The 2,721-nt window shown below is 53.4% G+C and carries 3 protein-coding genes; all 3 read right to left on the bottom strand.

All coding sequences use genetic code 11. The features are described 5' to 3' along the window. Positions 1-122 precede the first annotated feature (122 nt). A complete protein-coding gene (gene rmf / locus ACLQ7H_RS17095; RefSeq protein WP_411753696.1) occupies positions 123-290 on the bottom strand; it encodes a ribosome modulation factor in 168 nt (55 codons plus the stop codon). Between the two features lie 269 nt (positions 291-559). Beyond that, positions 560-1,117, bottom strand: coding sequence for a membrane integrity-associated transporter subunit PqiC (gene pqiC, locus ACLQ7H_RS17100; protein WP_411753697.1), 558 nt, complete (start codon positions 1,115-1,117; stop codon positions 560-562). Then, positions 1,114-2,721, bottom strand: a 1,608-nt coding sequence (gene pqiB / locus ACLQ7H_RS17105) for an intermembrane transport protein PqiB (protein ID WP_411753698.1), incomplete at its 5' end; no start/stop codon positions are given. The genes pqiB and pqiC, both read right to left, overlap by 4 nt.

Raw genomic sequence — 2,721 nt, forward strand, 5'->3', positions numbered from 1 at the left:
GGTTTGGTTTTGGCGGGGTGAATGCGAGTATTCTGCTGAAACGCTGGCAGGATTAATTTTACGCTAAAAACGAAAACCTCCGCCTTGGCGGAGGTCGTTCCTTATTCTTGACAGAGAGCCGCTTAAGCGGTCACAGCCCTGTCCTCCATGGCCTGACGCCAACCTCCCAGCCAGTTAGCCCGGGCGTCTAAAGATTGATAGGGACAATTTTCCCTTGAACGCCCTGCAATACCTGCTTGGTAACCGCGTGATTCAGCCCGTTCCAGACGATCTCTTTTCTGTCTCTTCATGCCTCGTTTCCCTCGTTGTTACTTTGTGGAAAGAAAACAATGGCCGCATGAAATACAGCCACCTTTAAGGAATAGCCCTAAATGACGAGAAGATCAATGTTCAAATTTCATACCGTTGTCATATTTGTGAGCTATGCACGGCGCATAAGCTAAGTGGCTGATATTACTGATTGGGTTATAATTACATGATAGTAAGCGAAAAAAATCCCGGAGAGGTTTTTGGTTTGCCTCACCGGGATGGCTTTAGACCGTATTATTATCAACTATGATTAAAGACGCGCCGCCTGTGCGGCAATCTCCTGCGCTTCCTGCAACCAGCCTTGAGCCAAGGTACGGATCAAGGCGTCATAGCCATCTTCACCCTGTTTCAATTCCAGGTTGAATGGCCGCTTGATCAAGCTGCCCTGATGGCTCAGCACCCACTCACCACGAACGATCGCTTTACCATCGTAGCGGCCATGGAAGCCGCTGATGGTGACGTTAAGCACATCCTGATCGCTGCTCATCGGCTGTGATGACACCACCCAACCCGGCAAAGCGCTGCCCAGGTTGGTCACCAGCGTCTGCTGCAGTTGCTGATCCAACGGGCTGGCCCACAGGTTATTTTGCCCAATCACAAACTGCACATCGTTGGTCTGGTACACCACCCCACTTTGCGCCAGGAAGTCCGCCACGCTGACGTGCTCCAGCCACAGCTGGCGGGATGCCGGGGTTCCACTCACCTGAGTCGGCGTCCCCAACGCTGGCAGTTGATAATAGGTCTTGCTTGGCGTACTGCTACAGGCACTCAGCAACAGCGCCAGGACTACCGGGATCCATTTCTTCATTTTTTGGCCTTCTTCGGCTGAGGGTCGTCACTGCCCGCGGCTTCAAATACCAGGGCGTTGCTCTTATCGTTCAGAGTGCGCAGCACCGGTTGCAGCTCACGCAGCACCTGATCGAGACGTTGCATATCGCCAACCATTTTGTTGTAGGCCGGTGAACCTGGCTGGAACCCTTTCATGCTGCGATTGAGTTCTTGCAGGGTTTTCTGCATATCTTCCGGCAATGCCTTCATCTCTTTACTGCTGATGATGTCATTGAGTGACTGCAGGGTTTTCTGCGTTTCTTTCATGGCCTGCTGGCTTGCGGCCAGCGTTTTGGTCGCTTCGTTGATCATTGGATTGATCGGCATCGAATTGATCTTATCCAGCGTCTGTACCAGCTTCTGCTGGATCTGCGCCAGGCCACTGCCGGTAGTTGGCAACAGCGGATAACCGAACAGCTCACGCGGCCCCTTCCACGGCTTCTCATTTGGATAGAAGTCCAGATCGATATATAACGCGCCGGTCAGCAGGTTAGCGGACTTCAGCGAGGCGCGTATGCCCCGTGCTTCTGCCTCTTTCAAATGCTGTACTACATCGAAACCCTTCCCTACCTCTTGGTTAAAGCGCTCTGGCTCAATACGGATCAGCACCGGTATGCGATAGTCATTATCCAGTTGCTGGCGCATGCCTTCTTTGTAGAACGGCACTTGCCCCACGGTACCCAGGCGAATACCACGGAACTCGACTGGCGCCCCCGGCTGCAAGCCACGGATCGATTCGGAGAAGAACACCAGATAATCGACATGCTCGGTATACAGCGAATCCTGAATATTGCGCTGGTTATCGAACAGGGCAAATTCGGCCTTTTCTTTCACCGCTGGGCCACGTTCCCAACCTTCTGGCACGTCAAAGCTCACGCCACCGCTAAACAGGGTCGCCAAGGATCCCATTTCCACACGCATCCCCTGTGCGGACATATCAAAGGCTACGCCGCTGTCTTTCCAGAACCGGACGTTGGTAGTGATCAACTGATCGTAAGGCGCGGTAATAAACAGCTGATAACGCATGGCGCGCAGCTTGGGATCGAAATAGCTGGTTTCCACCGAACCGACGCGGTAGCCACGGAACAATACCGGATCGCCAGCGTTCAACTGACCGGACTTGTCACTGTCCAGTATGACGCGTAATCCTTTGGCATCAGGAGACGCCAGCGGCGGAGCATCCAGCAGTTGATAATCCTCTTTCCCTACCTTGCCCTTGTTGCCCGGTTGCAATTCAATATAGGCACCGGAGAATAAGGTTCCCAGCCCGGAGACGCCTTCACGACCAATCTGCGGTTTCACCACCCAGAAGGCCGAATCGTCACGCAGCAGCTTTTCCATACCAGCATTCAGGCGAGCCTGCACCAGGACTTTACTCAAGTCATTGCTTAGGGTGACGCTTTCCACCGTACCGACATCTACACTACGGCTTTTGATCTTGGTTTTTCCTGCCTCCAACCCTTCGGCGGAGGTCGTGACCAACGTCACTTGCGGCCCTTGATGGCTGAAGTGATAAAACAGGATCCACGCACCGATCAACGCCGTGACAATGGGAATGATCCACACCGGCGACCAGCGCTTGAT

It is taken from the genome of Serratia sp. (in: enterobacteria) (genome assembly GCF_046715635.1).
Classification (GTDB): domain Bacteria; phylum Pseudomonadota; class Gammaproteobacteria; order Enterobacterales; family Enterobacteriaceae; genus Chania.

What these genes read in the sequence shown, in the direction of transcription:
- pqiC (WP_411753697.1), bottom strand. Translation starts at nt 1,117, where the DNA reads ATGAAGAAATGGATCCCGGTAGTCCTGGCGCTGTTGCTGAGTGCCTGT.
- rmf (WP_411753696.1), bottom strand. Translation starts at nt 290, where the DNA reads ATGAAGAGACAGAAAAGAGATCGTCTGGAACGGGCTGAATCACGCGGT.